General features: G+C 36.4%; 15 protein-coding genes and 1 pseudogene. 14 read left to right on the forward strand and 2 right to left on the reverse strand.

The window, feature by feature from the left end; all coding sequences use genetic code 11:
• Positions 1-2: 2 nt before the first annotated feature.
• The 5 genes from smpB (at position 3) to RZ79_RS02070 (ending at position 3,300) form a co-directional block, all read left to right on the forward strand.
• Positions 3-476 (forward strand): SsrA-binding protein SmpB, encoded by a 474-nt coding sequence (gene smpB / locus RZ79_RS02050; RefSeq protein ID WP_054449800.1) that lies wholly within the window; start codon positions 3-5, stop codon positions 474-476.
• 83 nt (positions 477-559) lie between these two features.
• Complete coding sequence (locus tag RZ79_RS02055) at positions 560-1,249, forward strand: uracil-DNA glycosylase (protein WP_054449769.1); 690 nt, start codon at positions 560-562, stop codon at positions 1,247-1,249.
• A gap of 11 nt (positions 1,250-1,260) precedes the next feature.
• Positions 1,261-2,226 (forward strand): phosphate acetyltransferase, encoded by a 966-nt coding sequence (gene pta, locus RZ79_RS02060; protein ID WP_054449770.1) that lies wholly within the window; start codon positions 1,261-1,263, stop codon positions 2,224-2,226.
• 19 nt (positions 2,227-2,245) lie between these two features.
• The gene (gene tsaE / locus RZ79_RS02065) at positions 2,246-2,722 is read left to right on the forward strand and encodes a tRNA (adenosine(37)-N6)-threonylcarbamoyltransferase complex ATPase subunit type 1 TsaE (protein WP_054449771.1); all 477 of its coding nucleotides are present in this window, start codon (positions 2,246-2,248) and stop codon (positions 2,720-2,722) included.
• Positions 2,723-2,724: 2 nt separating this feature from the next.
• Positions 2,725-3,300 carry a GNAT family N-acetyltransferase gene (locus RZ79_RS02070; protein ID WP_054449772.1) on the forward strand — a complete coding sequence of 192 codons (576 nt, stop codon included), beginning with the start codon at positions 2,725-2,727 and terminating at the stop codon, positions 3,298-3,300.
• Here the strand turns inward: RZ79_RS02070 and RZ79_RS02075 are convergent.
• Positions 3,243-3,779 (reverse strand): 3'-5' exonuclease, encoded by a 537-nt coding sequence (locus RZ79_RS02075; RefSeq protein WP_054449773.1) that lies wholly within the window; start codon positions 3,777-3,779, stop codon positions 3,243-3,245. The genes RZ79_RS02070 and RZ79_RS02075 overlap by 58 nt on opposite strands.
• A 164-nt stretch (positions 3,780-3,943) precedes the next feature.
• On the opposite strand from RZ79_RS02075, the gene murB reads away from it, so the two are divergent.
• Both murB and RZ79_RS02085 read left to right on the forward strand, forming a co-directional pair.
• Positions 3,944-4,828, forward strand: coding sequence for a UDP-N-acetylmuramate dehydrogenase (murB, locus tag RZ79_RS02080; protein ID WP_054449774.1), 885 nt, complete (start codon positions 3,944-3,946; stop codon positions 4,826-4,828).
• An 11-nt stretch (positions 4,829-4,839) separates the two neighbouring features.
• Positions 4,840-6,801 carry a cation:proton antiporter gene (locus RZ79_RS02085; protein WP_054449775.1) on the forward strand — a complete coding sequence of 654 codons (1,962 nt, stop codon included), beginning with the start codon at positions 4,840-4,842 and terminating at the stop codon, positions 6,799-6,801.
• 30 nt (positions 6,802-6,831) lie between these two features.
• Here the strand turns inward: RZ79_RS02085 and RZ79_RS02090 are convergent, their stop codons facing one another.
• A complete protein-coding gene (locus RZ79_RS02090) occupies positions 6,832-7,491 on the reverse strand; it encodes a DUF1361 domain-containing protein (protein WP_053795238.1) in 660 nt (219 codons plus the stop codon).
• 160 nt (positions 7,492-7,651) lie between these two features.
• Here RZ79_RS02090 and cdaA point away from each other — a divergent pair, with 160 nt between their 5' ends.
• The 7 genes and pseudogenes from cdaA (at position 7,652) to RZ79_RS02125 (ending at position 16,483) form a co-directional block, all read left to right on the forward strand.
• Positions 7,652-8,497, forward strand: a complete 846-nt coding sequence (cdaA, locus tag RZ79_RS02095) for a diadenylate cyclase CdaA (RefSeq protein ID WP_041152555.1) — start codon at positions 7,652-7,654, stop codon at positions 8,495-8,497.
• Positions 8,497-9,456: a CdaR family protein gene (locus RZ79_RS02100; RefSeq protein ID WP_041152556.1), complete on the forward strand. Its 960-nt coding sequence runs from the start codon at positions 8,497-8,499 to the stop codon at positions 9,454-9,456. The genes cdaA and RZ79_RS02100 overlap by 1 nt, the downstream gene beginning before the upstream one ends.
• Before the next feature lie 36 nt (positions 9,457-9,492).
• A complete protein-coding gene (gene glmM, locus RZ79_RS02105; protein WP_054449776.1) occupies positions 9,493-10,845 on the forward strand; it encodes a phosphoglucosamine mutase in 1,353 nt (450 codons plus the stop codon).
• 302 nt (positions 10,846-11,147) lie between these two features.
• On the forward strand, positions 11,148-12,971 hold the full coding sequence (gene glmS / locus RZ79_RS02110) for a glutamine--fructose-6-phosphate transaminase (isomerizing) (protein WP_054449777.1): 1,824 nt from the start codon (positions 11,148-11,150) through the stop codon (positions 12,969-12,971).
• A gap of 292 nt (positions 12,972-13,263) precedes the next feature.
• Positions 13,264-14,883: a glycoside hydrolase family 73 protein gene (locus RZ79_RS02115; protein WP_162200344.1), complete on the forward strand. Its 1,620-nt coding sequence runs from the start codon at positions 13,264-13,266 to the stop codon at positions 14,881-14,883.
• A 65-nt stretch (positions 14,884-14,948) separates the two neighbouring features.
• Positions 14,949-15,986: pseudogene (locus tag RZ79_RS02120) on the forward strand (ABC transporter ATP-binding protein); the annotation flags it as partial.
• A gap of 188 nt (positions 15,987-16,174) precedes the next feature.
• Positions 16,175-16,483 (forward strand): hypothetical protein, encoded by a 309-nt coding sequence (locus RZ79_RS02125; RefSeq protein ID WP_053795998.1) that lies wholly within the window; start codon positions 16,175-16,177, stop codon positions 16,481-16,483.
• Positions 16,484-16,573 lie beyond the last annotated feature (90 nt).

A 16,573-nucleotide genomic window follows, 5' to 3' on the forward strand; every position in this document is an offset into this window, starting at 1 on the left:
TAATAGTTAAGAAGAAACCAACTAATAAAGACGATAACTTGGTTGCGCAAAATCGCAAAGCTCGTCATGATTACCGTGTTTTACAAACCTATGAAGCGGGAATTGCATTGACTGGGACTGAAATTAAGTCCGTTCGTGCGAGTCGTGTTAATCTAAAGGATGGGTTCGCCCAAATCAGAGATGGACAAGCAACATTGATGAATGTTCACATTAGTGAATATGAACAAGGTAATCAATTCAATCATGATCCACTTAGAAATCGTAAGCTACTTTTACACAAGCATGAAATCAAGCGTTTAGCAAAGGAAACAGACAAAAAGGGAGTTACAATCGTTCCTTTGAAGATGTACCTTAAGAAAGGTTTTGCTAAGGTCTTGATTGGTGTTGCTGAAGGTAAGCATGAATACGATAAACGTGAAACAATGAAGAAACGTGATCAAGAACGTGAAATCTCACGTGTATTAAAACACTACTAAAAAAGAGCGTCCCGTGATGGGGCGCTTTTTTGCGATGTGAATTTATTGTATATATGATAAAATTGTATATAGAGGTGTTATAAATGAAACCTTTTATTCACAATGACTGGTGGGATGTATTGAAGCCAGAATTTGAAAAAGAGTATTACCAAGATTTACGTAAATTTTTAGTTGAAGAATATGAAAATTATGAAATCCATCCAAACGCGAACCGAATTTATGAAGCTTTTGAATGGACACCATTCTCAAAAGTAAAAGTAGTTATCTTAGGACAAGACCCTTACCATGAACCTAATCAAGCTCATGGTTTGAGTTTTTCAGTCCTACCAGGAGTGAAGGTGCCACCTTCGCTTCGAAATATCTACAAGGAATTAGAAAGTGATTTAGGCATCAAACCGGTTAATCATGGCTACCTTGAAAAGTGGGCCAAACAAGGAGTTCTATTATTGAACTCAGTATTGACTGTAAGAGACGGAATTGCATTTTCCCACAAATCAAAGGGGTGGGAAAAATTAACTGATACTGCAATTGAAAAGTTATCACAACGTCCTGAACCTGTCGTATTTATCCTTTGGGGGAGAGCGGCTAGGGACAAGGTGAAGTTGATTAATACCAAGACCAATATTGTGATTGAATCAGCGCATCCAAGTCCATTGTCAGCACACCGTGGTTTCTTCGGATCAAAACCATTTTCAAAGACTAATATCGCCTTAGAGTCATTAGGTGAAAAGCCAATTGATTGGCAACTACCAGAACACGTTACAATCCATTAGGAGGAAGAAATATGAGTTTACTAGATGAATTAAAAGAAAAGATTAGTGGTTTAAACAAGAAAATCGTTTTCCCAGAAGGAGACGACATTAGAATCATCGAAGCAGCTAGTCGTTTAGCTGACGAAAACCTAATCCACCCGGTGCTATTAGGTGACCCAGCAGAAATTAAGCAAAGCGCCGGTGACTTTAATCTATCAAACGTTGAAATCGTTGACATTAACAACTACCCAGAAAAAGACTTCGAAGAAATGCTAGATGCACTAGAAGAACGTCGTAACGGTAAGAACACTCGCGAACAATTAGCTGAATGGCTAAAGGATGCTAACTATTTCGGTACTATGTTGGTTTACATGGACAAAGCCGATGGAATGGTATCAGGTGCAGCTCACGCTACTGGTGATACTGTTAGACCAGCTCTTCAAATCATCAAGACTCAAGAAGGAATGCGCCGTATCTCAGGTTCATTCTTAATGCAAAAGGGTGACACTAGATACATTTTCGCTGACTGTGCTATCAACATCGAACTAGACGCTAAGGGGATGGTTGAAATTGCTAAGCAAAGTGTTATCACTGCTAAACAATTCAACATCGATCCAAAGGTTGCCTTTCTAAGTTTCTCAACTAAGGGATCTGCTAAGGGTGACATGGTAACCAAGGTTCAAGAAGCTGCTGCAATGGCTAAAGACGAACTAGATGTTCCATCAGATGGAGAACTACAATTTGATGCTGCATTAATACCAGAAGTTGCTAACAAGAAGGCACCTAGTTCAGAAGTTGCTGGACAAGCTAACGTCTTCGTATTCCCCGAACTACAATCAGGAAACATTGGTTACAAAATTGCTCAACGTCTAGGTGGCTTTGAAGCATTTGGTCCACTACTACAAGGTTTGGCAAAACCAGTATCAGACCTTTCACGTGGATGTGTCGCTGAAGATGTTTACAACGTTGCAATTATTAACGCAATCCAATCTCTATAAGCAAAAGGAGGGATGATTCTTGGTTAAAGTTAACGTAGAATCACCTGATGAAACAAAACAATATGGTGAGCAATTGGCACCATTATTAAGGGCTAAAGACGTCATTTTGTTAGATGGTGACCTAGGTGCTGGTAAGACTACCTTCACTAAGGGATTAGCCAAGGGCTTGGGTATTAAACGCAATATCAAGAGTCCAACATTTACCATTATCCGTGAGTATCAAGGCGGCAGGTTGCCACTTTACCACATGGATATCTATCGTTTAGATGATGGTAGTGGGGATGAACTAGGACTAGAAGAATACTTCAACGGTGACGGTGTTAACGTTATCGAATGGTCCGAATTCATCGCTGATGAACTACCTGACAATTACTTAAAAATTGTTTTCCGTCGTGATGATGAAAAGGGCGAAGATTTTAGAATTATTTCATTTGAACCAAGCGGAAAACGTTTTGAAGACATCGTTAAGCAAATTTTTCCACAGGTGGAAAAGTAGCGATGTGTAATTTAGATGTGCGTTGTGCACAACCAGACGATGCAGCTAAGCTAATCGAATTGATTGCACAATTAAAACAAGAATCAGACCAATACACGATTTATCCAAACATTGGAAAGTTATCAGTAGATGACCAAGCCCAACAAATCATGTTGGTTAATCAAACTCGTAGTTTTATTATCGGTTTAGCATTTTTGGATGATCAACCAGTCGGGATGATTCAAGTCCAAGAACTACAAGATTCCGGAATCGGTGAGCTAGGCATTGCTGTCTTGAATCAGTATAGCCACCAAGGAATTGGTGGCCAGTTGATGGACTTTGTTATTGATTGGGCAACCTATGATAGTAACTTATCAACATTGGCACTGGTTGTGAAAAAGACCAATGAACACGCAATTCACTTATATGAAAAAAGTGGCTTTACCATGGTAAAGAAAAGGGTAATTAATGCACTTGGCAGTGTGTTATCCACACAAGAAATGCAATATAACCTAAAAAAAATAAGCACCCAGATGGATGCTTATTTTTTTACCTTGATGAATGACTTGATAACTTCATCGTCAAAGTTCTCTTGTTGATAAATTAAAATGTTAGCACAAGCTAAACTATCATCTAGCGCATTGTGATGATGGTGAAGTCTAATTCCAAGGTTTGCGCAAACCGTATTTAGTTTGTGATTCTTAAACTCTGGGAAAAGATACTTACAAGTCTTAACTGTATCCAATGTCTTGTAAATTGGAACGGTTAGGCCATAACGCATTAGGCTTCGTGATAATACACTATTATCAAATGAGTTATTGTGAGCAACTACTAATTGATCCTTGGTAAAAAATTGTTTAATTACTGGCCAGATTTCAGGAAAAGTAGGTGCTTTTGAAACATCGCTTTCATGAATACCATGAATATTCACATTTCGATAATTAAAATCTGTCTCTGGATTTATTAGAGTATAGAATTCATCAACAACTTTATTGTCTCGGACAACGGTTAATGCTAATGAACATGCACTAGCTCGTTGATTATTGGCAGTTTCAAAATCAATTGCAACGAAGTTCATTAATAACGTCCTTTCGTTTTATTCTTTCAACATTATAACATGGTCTTACTATATGATATCGTGGTAAAATTAAAAATGTAGTAATACGAGTTTATTAGTAATTAAATATTAAAAGTATGAGATTTATACTAGTAGACTCTTATAAATTATGATAATTAAGGAAAATGATTAAAATGGAAAAAATTAAGCTTTTAAAAAATGAACCATTATCAAAATATACATTCACAGAGACCGGTGGACCTGCTGACTTGGTTGCCTTTCCTAAAAATACTGAAGAAGTCAGAGAATTACTAGCAATGACAAAACGTGATAATTTACCAATCACTGTTTTAGGAAATGCTAGTAATTTAATCATCAAAGATGGTGGCATTAGGGGATTAGTTATCATTTTGACTGAAATGAATGAAATTACATCTCACGATGATTTAGTGATTGCTCAAGCAGGTGCTAGATACATTGATACTACCATTGTTGCCCAACAACACGGTTTAACCGGGATGGAATTCGCTGCCGGAATTCCAGGTAGTATCGGTGGAGCAGTCTTCATGAATGCTGGTGCATACGGTGGTGAAACCGCTGAAGTGATTGAATCAGTCACTGTTTTAACACCAGAAAATGAAATCAAGACGCTATCAAATAGTGAACTAGATTTCGGATACAGACACAGTGCTGTTCAAGACCAAGACGACATCGTTTTGGAAGCAACATTTAAGTTATCCACTGGGGATAAAGATGAAATTCAAGCGGAAATGGATCGACTAAATGAATTACGTGAATCAAAACAACCACTTGATTTACCATCATGTGGAAGCGTGTTTAAGAGACCAGAGGGCTATTTTGCTGGTAAGTTAATTCATGATGCCGGTCTTCAAGGATACCAATCAGGGGGCGCCCAAGTATCTAAGAAACATGCTGGGTTCATTGTGAACATTGACAATGCGACTGCTACCGATTACTTAAATGTAATCAAGCATGTGCAAGAAACTGTTTACGCTAAAAACAAAGTACATCTAGAAACGGAAGTAAGAATTATCGGACAAGACAAATAGGGGGATAATCCATGCAGCTTATTGAAATTATTTTATTTTTAACGTTACTACTGCTTCTATCAACAATCGTTAATCACTATGTTAAGGCCATTCCGGTTAGTTTAATCCAGGTCGTTTTTGGATGTGGATTAGCATTGATTGGTAACTTCAGCATTAACCTAAGTACAGACTGGTTTTTACTATTATTCATTGCACCGTTGCTATTTAATGACGGGCGTCGTTTTCCCAAGGATGAACTTTGGGAATTGAGATGGCCCATCTTCGCAAACGCAATCATCTTAGTATTTATCACCATGTTCTTTGGTGGTTTGTTAATTTATAAATTAATTCCATCAATGCCACTTCCAGTAGCATTCTCATTAGCTGCCATTCTATCGCCAACCGATCCTATTGCAGTTGAATCAATCGCCAAAAAGGTGCGCTTGCCAAAGAACATTTTGCACTTGGTAAACGGAGAAAGTCTAATCAATGATGCCAGTGGCTTGATTGGTTTTAAGTATGCCATCGCCGCAACTGTTTATGGTGCTTTCTCATTAAAGAATGCCGTAGGAGACTTCTTCTACATCAGTATTGTTGGTGCCATCATTGGGGTAGCCACAATGTTAGTGATCTCATTAGTGCGTAAGTGGTTATACAAGAACGGTTTAACCAACTTAGTATTTAATGTTGTTTTACAAATCGTTTCACCATTCGTTATTTACTTGCTTTCTGAAGACGTTTTCCATGCTTCGGGGGTAATTGCGGTGGTAACAGCCGGAATCGTCTACCACGTGAACAACACATCAACTCAATCATCATCAGCTGAATTACAATTAATTAGTGAACAAGCATGGAACATTATCGTTTACCTATTAAACGGAATCGTGTTCTTGATTCTAGGAATTGAACTACCATTTGCGATGGAAGCCGTTATTAACGACATGAAGTTCAATACATTCCAATCAATTGGTTATGCCGTTGTGACATGGTTGATTATTCTAATCATTAGAATTGTGTGGATTATTCTATACGAAATCTGTCACAACCTAATTACCACTAAGAAGATTGGACCCATCGACATCAGAGCAGCAAATATTGTTGGTTTCTCAGGTGTTCGTGGTGCCATCACGATGGCCGGAATTCTTTCCATTCCATTGATTACCGTTCAAAACGAAGCGTTTCCTGATCGTGAATTAGTACTATTCATTGCATCAATCGTTATCGTTTTAAGTTTACTAGCTGCGGTAATTGTATTGCCATTGATTTCTAAAAATGATCCGGTCGTTTCTTACAACAACGATAACCATTGGAGTGAAGAAAAGGCGCGTATCTACGTGTTAAACTACGTGATTGATGACATCAAACAAATGGAACGTCCGGACAAACACATTTGCAACATTTTAATTGATCAATGCGAATTGATGATTAGACAACTATCTTCAATCAAACCGGATGAATTAGAAAAGAGCATTCGTTCATTGGCCGTTGAATATGAACACCAAGCGGTTAAGAAATTAGTCGCAGACAATGTTGTTACCAGCAAGGAAGCCAATGCGATTAACTACCAAATTAACCACCGTGAATTGAAGAACTTAGTTGCATTTAACGATTTCAACTTCAAGCTAGAATTTATGTCAGCTATTCAAACAACTAAGTTATGGCTATTCAAACAACGTTCTGACAAGGAACAAAAACTAAAGATTCAAAAAGCTTTGATTATGGTCAATGACTATACCGTTCAAAAACTAAAAGAACATGGTGATTCTAAAGTCATTAAATCAATTGTGGATGAATACACCAACCTTAGTTTGGCTTTAAGAACTCGTTCATTGGATTACGAAAAGTACTACCGTATTGCCAAGGAACGTGAGCTAGAAGCTTACCGTAAGGGAATTCAAGAATTATTGATCAACGATAAGATTAGTTTGAAACTTGCTTCTAAGCTAAGACAAGAAGTTAACTACGTTGAAAATAACGAATTAAGCACAGACTAAAAAAGACAGCCAATAAAGGCTGTCTTTTCATTATTCTTTTGAATCTTTCACATCTTTTAGGATTAGATATAAAATCCAGTAGATAAAGCATTGAACAATTGTCATGATGACAACAAATACTAACATTTTTAACGTCCACATCTCAGTTAGTTGTTTAATCACCAAGCGAGGTGAGAATAATAAGTAGATGGTGTGGAATCTAAGGAATCTACCAACGTAAATTCCAATTGATGAAACGACGTTTAAAGCAAAGATTAGCAATACTTTGGCCAATTTAGAATGGATTGAAAAGAATGCGAAGCAACGGTTTACGATTTGAAATAATCCATAGAAACCAAGCATTGAGCATCCTAAAGCACTAATCATTAAGAATGAGTAGTTCATCCACATGTGAGCAGATAATCTTAATAGTCCGTTCGTTCCATATGGTTGAAGTAGTGATAAATGGAATAAGTCGGTCAATAGGTAGGGTGCATTTGGATAGAAAATTAACCAAAGTGCAAAGATTGGCCAAAAAATCCATGACTTTTCAACGTACTTATTTGTTAGTTCCAAACTCAGTTCAATGGGGATGTAACCCAAGAAGGTGTTTAATACTAAAAATTCAAACGGTGGCTTTGCGACCACGAATAAAAATATTATCCACAAAATGAAAAATAGGCGTACTTGCCAACGTGCGTTTTTAAACATGATTTGGACCCCTCAATATATTATTAACCCTATTTTAAACCTTAAACGGGAAATATTGAATGATTATTACTTAAAAATTCTATCAAAAATGATAATGCTAAAAATAAACGAAAATGAGTGATATAATATAAAATATGAATGAAATTATGGAGGAATAGGTATGGGGATAAATTGGAGTAACATCTTAACACTAAGTAACCTTTTAGATATCTTAGTTGTTTGGTTCATTATCTATGAGGTAATTATCTTACTTAAGGGCACAAAAGCTGTCCAATTATTCCGTGGTGTTTTAGTAATTGCCATTGTGAAAATTATCAGTGTAATCTTCGGATTTACAACTGTATCATACTTAACTGACCAAGTTATTAACTGGGGAGTTATAGCGATCATTATTATTTTCCAACCTGAAATCAGACGTGGCCTAGAACATTTAGGTCGAGGCTCAATTATTAAACATGCACAAAACCAAAACGTTGAAAATGAGAAGATGATTTTGGAACTTGATAAAGCCATCCAATATATGTCAAAACGTAGAATTGGTGCTTTAATGACAATTCAAATGGATACCGGATTGGAAGACTACATCGAAACTGGAATTAAGTTAGATGCTGATATCACCGGTGAACTTTTGATTAATACATTTATTCCAAATACACCATTGCATGATGGTGCCGTTATTATCAGTAATAACCGTGTTGCCGTAGCAGCTGCATACCTACCATTGTCACAAAGTAACCTAATTCCAAAGGAATTGGGAACTAGACACCGTGCAGCCGTTGGTATTTCTGAAGTAACTGATGCCTTAACCATTGTTATCTCTGAAGAAACAGGGGAAGTATCAATTACCAAGAACAACGAATTATTACGTGGAATGAATAAGGACGACTATATGAAGTTCTTACGTGATCAATTGATTACTAAGCAAGATTCAATGAATAAGAACTTATTTACAACCATCTTTAATTGGTTCGACAAAATCAAGCAATCAACAGGGGGGCAAAAGTAATGAAGAAGTTTAATAGCCCATGGTACCTAAGATTATTGGCATTGATTTTTGCTATCTTATTATTTGCTTATGTTAACCAATCAAAACTTTTTGGTTCAGGCAGTAACTATGGTAGCTCTGAAGATATTACTCAATTGACTTCTAACAAGTCAGCTAATATCTCAGTGCCACTACAATTAAACGTCGATAACAGCAAGTACTTTGTTACCGGATATCCTGAAAAAGTATCAGTTAAGATTGTAGGACCAACAGCGTTAGTTACTACCACAGTCAATACACAAAACTTTAAGGTGTATGCTGATCTTTCCAGATTAGGTGTGGGAACTCATAAGGTTCGTTTGTACCAAGATGGTTTAAACAACGAATTGAGATACTACATCAACCCAAGTTATATCTACGTTAATATTCAACCAAGAAAGACAGTGGAATTCCCAGTTAAAGCAGAATACGAATCATCAAACATTGCCGATGGTTATTCAGCTGGTAAACCGGTCCTTGGTACCAACAAGGTGAAGGTGACTGGAGCGGCCAACGAAATTGCTAAGATTAAGCAAGTTGTTGCTAAGCTAAGCATTCCACAAAACACCAAGAAGTCAGTCAGCTCTTCAGCTGTTTTAGAAGCATTAGACTCAAAGGGTCGAATTGTTAACGTCATCTTGACGCCATCAACAACTTCTGTTAATTTGCCAATAAGTAGTGGAAATAATAAAAACGTTCCACTAAAACTAAAAGTTGAAAATGGCTCTAGTAACCAAAACTATGAACTAACATCAGACACAGATAAGGTGAAGGTTTTTGGAACGAAAAAAGAGCTAGAATCAATTGATAATGTAGTCGCTTATGTTGATGTTTCTGGAATTACATCAAAGAAAGTGGTTAATGTGGAACTAGATAAGAATCTAAATAACGTTACTGGTTTCGATCCTGAAAACATTAAAGTAACAGTTATTCCACAATAGATTTTAAAGAATCGAATGATGAATGGAGATAAAATTATGAAGTATTTTGGAACAGACGGAGTTAGAGGGGTAGCTAACAAGGACTTAAGCCCTGAACTAGCTTTCAAATGTGGACGTGCCGGTGGGTACATTTTAACCAAGCACAGCCAAGTAGAAGGACAACCCCAAGTATTAGTTGCGAGAGATACAAGAATTTCTGGACAAATGCTAGAAAGTGCTTTAATTGCTGGTTTACTATCAGTCGGAATTGAAGTTCTTCAATTGGGGGTTGTTACAACCCCAGGTGTTGCTTACCTTGTTAGAACTCAAGGAGCAGCTGCTGGTGTTATGATAACTGCCTCACATAATCCAGCTGAATACAACGGTATCAAGTTCTTTGGTTCAGATGGTTACAAGCTATCAGATGAATTAGAAGAAGAAATAGAAGCAATTCTAGAAGCTGACAAGGATGATTTACCACGTCCATCAGCTAAGGGTCTAGGTAGTGTTGATGATTACTCAGAAGGTAGTCAAAAATACATTCGTTTCCTAGAACAAACAGTTCCTGATGACCTATCAGGTATGAAGATTTGTGTTGATTCAGCAAACGGTGCAACAAGTAACCTAGTATCACGCTTATATGCGGACTTAGGTATTGAATTTGAAACCATGGCAACTATGCCAAACGGTATTAACATCAACGACCAAGTTGGTTCAACTCACCCAGAAAAACTACAAAAGATGGTTGTCGAACAAGGTGCTGAAATTGGACTAGCATTTGATGGTGACGGTGACCGTTGTTTAGCTGTTGATGAAAACGGTGAACTAGTCGACGGTGACAAGATTATGTACATTTGTGGTAAGTACATGTCGGATCATGGTCGTCTAAAACAAGATACTGTGGTAACTACAGTTATGAGTAACCTAGGTATGTACAAGGCAATGGAAGCAAACGGTATGCACAATGTTCAAACCAAGGTTGGGGACAGATATGTTGTTGAAGAAATGAACAAATCTGGTTACAACCTAGGTGGAGAACAATCAGGACACATCGTCTTCCTAGACTTCAACACTACCGGTGATGGATTACTAACTAGTTTACAATTACTACACGTAATGAAGGACACTGGTAAGAAGTTATCAGAACTTGCTGATGAAGTAACTAAGTACCCACAACAACTAATCAACGTTAAGGTTAGCGACAAAGATGGTGCTCAAGCAGATGATCAAGTAAAAGCAGTTATCGCTGAAGTTGAAAAAGAAATGAACGGTGACGGTCGTGTCCTAGTTCGTCCTAGTGGTACTGAACCACTACTACGTGTGATGGCAGAAGCCCCAACACAAGAATTAGTAGATGGCTACACTAAACGTATTGCAGACGTTGTTCAAGAACGTTTTGAAATTGAATAAAAAATTAAAAGCAATCTAATTAGATTGCTTTTTTTATTGCCATTTTTTACTGTAAATTAGTCCATACCAATTTGATAAATTGTATAAAATGAGTCGAATTTAATCTTCATTTTCTTTCTATTATGCTTGTTGATACCAACATGACGCAATTTTTTAATTTTTTGCATAAACTATACCAATTTGACATTTATCAATTGACATTGATAATTAAAACTTGTAATCTAGAATATGTCGAAAATGATAAAAAAGATATAAATTTATTTAAAACAATTAATAAATAAAGAGTGAAAGGAAAATATAATATGTGTGGAATTGTTGGTGTAACAGGAAACAAAAATGCCGTTGATATTTTAGTTAATGGTTTACAAAAGCTAGAATACCGTGGTTATGATTCTGCTGGATTATACGTAAACGATGAAGGTAAGAAAGATTACCTTGTAAAGAGAACTGGTGCGATTAGTAATCTAAGAGACGCCGTAAATGATATGAAGATTAACGGAAGTGCAGGAATTGCACATACTAGATGGGCTACTCATGGAGGAGTAACTGTCGAAAACGCACATCCTCACTTCTCACAAGACAAGAGATTCTACCTAGTTCACAATGGTGTTATCGAAAACTACCGTGATCTAAAGGAAAAATACCTAAGTGATGTTGAATTCACTTCACAAACTGATACAGAAGTTGTTGTTCAATTAGTTGACCACTTCGCTGTAACTGAAAACCTAAGTGCTAAAGAAGCATTTAAGAAGACTTTATCACTATTAAAGGGTGCTTCATACGCATTCCAATTAATGGATAGAGAAGAACCAAACACTATCTACGTTGCTAAGAACAAGAGTCCATTATTAATCGGTCTGGGTGAAGACTGCAACGTTGTATGTTCAGATTCTCTAGCAATGCTAAACGTTACTCATGACTTCCTAGAATTGGATGACGGTGACTTTGTGACCGTTAAACCAGATTCAGTAACTATCGAAAACAAAGATGGTGAAGTCGTAACCGATAGACAACCATTCCACGTTGATATCGATGCTAGTGACACTGACAAGGGTACTTACCCATACTACATGCTAAAAGAAATTGACGAACAACCAAACGTTATGAGAAAGCTTTCAGCTGAATACCTAAACGAAAACGGTGATCCAGTGATTGAAGACGACTTATTAGATTCAATTAAAGAATCAGACCGTCTATACATCATCGCTGCCGGTACTAGTTACCACGCTGGTTTAGTTGGTAAGGAACTATTTGAAAAGTTGGCACAAGTACCTACTGAAGTTCATGTTTCTTCAGAATTTGCTTACAACATGCCATTACTTTCAAAGAGACCATTCTTTATCTTCTTAAGTCAAAGTGGTGAAACAGCTGATAGTCGTGAAGTATTAGTTAACCTAAACCAATTAGGATACAAGAGTTTAACAATTACAAACGTTGCTAACTCAACACTTTCACGTGAATCAAACTACACATTACTACTACATGCTGGTCCAGAAATCTCAGTTGCATCAACTAAGGCATACACAGCTCAAATTACTGTTGAAGCTATCCTAGCTAAGGCTTTAGGCGAATCATCAGAAATTAAGGCTGCTAAAGACTTTAACTTGAAGCAACAACTAGGTTTCGTTGCCACTGGTATGCAATCAATCGTTGACGAAAAGGAAATGATTAACGAAATTTCTAAGAAGTACTTCGTAAATGCTAACCGTGCATTCTACATTGGTAGAGGAATTGACTACTTCGTTTCATTAGAATCATCATTGAAACTAAAGGAAATTTCATACATTCTAGCTGAAGGTTTTGCTTCAGGAGAATTAAAACACGGAACCATTGCTTTGATTGAAGAAAACACACCAGTTGTTGGTATTATTACTCAATCAAACACTGCTGGGTTAACTAGAAGTAACCTAGAAGAAACCATGGCTCGTGGTGCTAAGGCAATTACCATTGCTACTGAATCCCTTGCCAAGAAAAACGATGATATCGTTATTCCAGACGTTGATCAACTATTAACACCACTATTGAGTGTTATTCCTGCTCAACTATTGGCTTACTACACTAGTTTGAACAAGGGCTTAGATGTTGACCATCCAAGAAACCTTGCTAAGAGTGTTACTGTTCAATAATTTATTAATCAAAAGGGTGCCTTGGGCACTCTTTTTTATTTGATGAAAATTAAAAAGAGACTAATTTTTCTTATAAGATTTTATAAAAATTTACTGTGACATGTTATAATCATTAACTGGGAGTGTTTTTGATGAAATTTACCAAGAAAACAAAAAACAATTCGAATAAACAAGCTAAGGCGGACAAGACTTTTAATAAGTTTAAAGAACAACAAAACCGCCTTAGTGCTAGCCGAAGAGGCGTAAAGAGGTAAGAGAGAATAAAAAGATGTTTAATGGAGAGAGAATAATTATGAGAAGAAAACCGATCGTCAAATCATTGCTGTATGTCCTGAGTGCGAGTGCAGTTATTTCAGCAGGACATGTTTATGTGTCACATGCAGATGATTTAGACAATGGTGTAAATAATACTGCCACCGCAGCTACCGTTAATACAAACACAACTAATTCTTCAATTAATAACGTGTTGGAGTCACAATTAACTGCTGACAATTTTATTTCAACAATTTCACCAATTGCTCAATCTATTGCCAATAGCAATAATCTATATGCTTCAACAATGGTTGCTCAAGCGGCGTTAGAAAGTGGTTATGGAACCAGTTACTTGACGCAAATTGCCAACAACTTGTTTGGGATTAAATCATTTGATGGTACCGGTGTGAAGTTAAAGACTTCGGAATACAATTCCAAGGGCCAAGCTTATAGCACATATGCATATTTCAAAAGCTATAACAGTATTATGGACAGTCTTCAAGGCTATGCTACTTTCTTGACTGTTAATTCGCGTTATGCCAACGTATTTAAGTCACAAGCTAAGGATGGATTTGAAGCAGCAACCAACATCCAAAAGGATGGTTATGCAACCGATCCAAGTTATGCTAGTAAGTTAATCAATATTATTAATACTTATAAATTAACTACTTTAGATGGTAATACGGCATCAACTAATACCAATACAAGTACACCAACTACGCCAACCACCAATAGTAGTAGTGATACAAAGAATACTAATAACACTAATAACACTAAAACTACAACTACTAAGTCTAAGAAAACACTAGCGACTGCAACTTATACATATGGTAATCCGCTAGAAACTTTCCAATTATCATCCAAGTTTGCAAACTATAATCTTTACACTCACGTTAAAGATACCACTGCTAAGAATGTGACTGGCAATTGGCCTGGTCACCTAAAAGCAGGAAGTAATGTATACGTTGATTGTCTAGCTGTACGTACTTACAAAGGTGCAAGCACTACTTGGTATCGAATCAAGACTAGTAAGAACGCTAAGAGTTATTGGGTAAGTGCTAAGGCTATTGATTTTCCAACAATTCATATTAAGGAATACAAGGGGAAGGCTAAACTAAGTCATGCAAATCGTGGACTATATAGCAATGTTTTCAATTCTCAAACATTAGCTAAATCACTAGGTTCATCTAATAGTTATAAGAATCAAACATTTAACGTAAACCAAATTGCAACCTACACTTATCACGGTAAGGAAAACACTTGGTACCGTATCAATATTTCAAACATAGGGGATGTTTGGGTAAACAAGACAGGTGTTACTTATACCAAGGCCGAAAAGAAAGTAGCGAAAAAGAAAGTTACTAAAAAGAAGGCTAAGAAGGTTGCAAAAAAGAAGACAACCAATAAGGCATCTGTTTATTCAAAGGCATCAGGACATGCATATTTAAATAACTACGGTAAGTTTGCTCTATACAACCACATTCCCGGTACTTCTAAGCACATTCAAAAGACCGCTTGGTCACAAGTGAAGGTGCCAAAGGATTACAAGGTTGGCGTTAATTTAAAAGGAATTAGAACTGAGTACAACACTACTTGGTATCGTATCGTTTTAAATCATAAGAATTATTGGATTTCTGCCAAGTCACTACTTTTTTATTAATTTGATATAATTAGTAGTTAGTTTTATAATGATTAAATCGAAATAAAATATAGGAAGTATTAAGAATGACTGAAGATTATAAGATTAAGGTTCAAAACGTAACTAAAGAGTACGATTTGTTCAAAACACAAGCTGATAAATTAAAATCATTTTTCTCCATTAAGACTGATGTTCCTCATTTCTGGTCACTAATGGGAGTATCTTTTGAAGTTAGACCAGGTGAAGCACTTGGTTTAATTGGTGTTAACGGTTCAGGTAAATCAACTATTTCTAACATTATTTCTGGAATTATTCCTCAAACAACTGGTTATGTTGATGTAAAGGGAGACACTTCAATCGTTGCTATTAGTGCAGGTCTAAGAAAGAACCTAACTGGTAGAGAAAACATTAGATTGAAGTCATTAATGCAAGGTTTAACTAATGAAGAAATCGATGCATTAATGGATGACATAGTTTCATTTGCTGATATTGGTGACTTCGTGGACCAACCTGTTAAGAGTTACTCATCAGGTATGAAATCACGTCTGGGATTCTCAATCGCTGTACACATTAACCCAGATATCTTGATCATTGATGAAGCATTATCTGTTGGGGATGATACTTTCTATCAAAAGTGTGTGGACAAGATTGCTGACTTTAAAGAACAAGGTAAGACTATTATCTTCGTTTCTCACTCACTAAAACAAATCGAATTTTTATGTGACCGTGTTGCTTGGATTAATTACGGTAAGCTAAGAATGATCGGTGAAACTCAAGAAGTAACCACTAAGTACCGTGAATTTATTGAATGGTTCAAGAAGCTATCTAAGAAAGATAAGGCTAAGTTTGAAGCAGAACAAAAACAAATTCAAAAAGACTTTGATATCGATGAATACCAAAGACAAGTTACTGAAGAAGAACAAGCACAACATCCAGATGACAAGCATGTTGCTGCTAAGGTTAAGAAGCGTTTCTACGGCTCAGTAATTAGTGAAAAGATGCCTAAGACATCAGTTCTATTTACTTGGTTAGTAACTATTGCTACTTTATTCTTCTGCTTAGTTAACGTTTCAGGACATCCACTAAGTCATATTATTGAACACCCAGCATCAATCGTAAAACCAACTAAGAAGTTAGTATTACCAAAGGGTGTTGCTAAAGATAACAAGAAGACTACAAAGAAACATCATAAAAAGACCGCTACTGAAAAGAAAACATCATCAGTAAAGGCAACTATTAAATAATCAAAAAATCCGTTTTCTTTGAACGGATTTTTTTTGCGAGGGGAGATTAAATTAAGATGGCTAAAGAAATGAAGAGTCATGAAACATTGAATTTAATTGAACAAATTACTAGGTTAGATGGTACCAAGTACATGGAAATTAGTAACATGGTTCAAAACGGGAGAGCTGAACTAGCTGCAGAACGAGGCTTCATTAAGGAAGTTCGTATCTTGCAACTAAACATTCCGCATTCAGAACACGTTATTAATTACGAAAACTATATTAACGAAAATTTCGAAATGCCAGATGAAAGCATGGATCATTTTGAAGAATGGACCAAGACACCAGAAATGGAAAAAGAAGTGGCCATGATCCTAAAAGAAAATCACGTTGGGTAATAAAAAAGGAAGTCATCGGTAGGTTGATGACTTCCTTTTATAATATGTGTCCACTTCTAATGCTGCGAAAAAATAATAGCTAAATAACGA

Origin of the sequence: Apilactobacillus kunkeei DSM 12361 = ATCC 700308, assembly GCF_001281265.1 — a bacterium.
GTDB classification, from domain to species: domain Bacteria; phylum Bacillota; class Bacilli; order Lactobacillales; family Lactobacillaceae; genus Apilactobacillus; species Apilactobacillus kunkeei.

Coding starts and splice junctions, on each gene's coding strand:
- RZ79_RS02100 (WP_041152556.1), top strand. CDS start 8,497: ATGAAGAAGTTTAATAGCCCATGGTACCTAAGATTATTGGCATTGATT.
- murB (WP_054449774.1), top strand. CDS start 3,944: ATGATTAAAATGGAAAAAATTAAGCTTTTAAAAAATGAACCATTATCA.
- RZ79_RS02125 (WP_053795998.1), top strand. CDS start 16,175: ATGAAGAGTCATGAAACATTGAATTTAATTGAACAAATTACTAGGTTA.
- RZ79_RS02075 (WP_054449773.1), bottom strand. CDS start 3,779: ATGAACTTCGTTGCAATTGATTTTGAAACTGCCAATAATCAACGAGCT.
- cdaA (WP_041152555.1), top strand. CDS start 7,652: ATGGGGATAAATTGGAGTAACATCTTAACACTAAGTAACCTTTTAGAT.
- RZ79_RS02070 (WP_054449772.1), top strand. CDS start 2,725: ATGTGTAATTTAGATGTGCGTTGTGCACAACCAGACGATGCAGCTAAG.
- glmM (WP_054449776.1), top strand. CDS start 9,493: ATGAAGTATTTTGGAACAGACGGAGTTAGAGGGGTAGCTAACAAGGAC.
- RZ79_RS02115 (WP_162200344.1), top strand. CDS start 13,264: ATGAGAAGAAAACCGATCGTCAAATCATTGCTGTATGTCCTGAGTGCG.
- glmS (WP_054449777.1), top strand. CDS start 11,148: ATGTGTGGAATTGTTGGTGTAACAGGAAACAAAAATGCCGTTGATATT.
- pta (WP_054449770.1), top strand. CDS start 1,261: ATGAGTTTACTAGATGAATTAAAAGAAAAGATTAGTGGTTTAAACAAG.
- RZ79_RS02055 (WP_054449769.1), top strand. CDS start 560: ATGAAACCTTTTATTCACAATGACTGGTGGGATGTATTGAAGCCAGAA.
- RZ79_RS02090 (WP_053795238.1), bottom strand. CDS start 7,491: ATGTTTAAAAACGCACGTTGGCAAGTACGCCTATTTTTCATTTTGTGG.
- RZ79_RS02085 (WP_054449775.1), top strand. CDS start 4,840: ATGCAGCTTATTGAAATTATTTTATTTTTAACGTTACTACTGCTTCTA.